Source organism: Bacillus nitratireducens, from assembly GCF_001884135.1.
GTDB classification, from domain to species: domain Bacteria; phylum Bacillota; class Bacilli; order Bacillales; family Bacillaceae_G; genus Bacillus_A; species Bacillus_A nitratireducens.
Genome location: NZ_MAOC01000012.1, coordinates 1 through 200 on the forward strand (window position 1 = coordinate 1; position 200 = coordinate 200).

The window sequence follows — 200 nt, forward strand, 5'->3', positions numbered from 1 at the left end:
ACTAATAGATCGAGGACTTAACCATATAATATGAAGCAATGTTATCTAGTTTTGAAAGAATATAAAAACTTATTGACTTTCAAAAGTGAATAAGTTATAATGATTCTTGTCTTAAATGAATACAGTCTGGTAATGATGGCAGAGAGGTCACACCCGTTCCCATACCGAACACGGAAGTTAAGCTCTCTAGCGCCGATGGT

Annotated in this window: 1 rRNA gene; it reads left to right on the forward strand. The window is 35.5% G+C overall.

Going from position 1 to position 200, the window contains the following annotated elements:
• Positions 1–125 precede the first annotated feature (125 nt).
• Positions 126–200: ribosomal RNA gene (gene rrf, locus BAU23_RS28850) — 5S ribosomal RNA — on the forward strand; the annotation flags it as partial.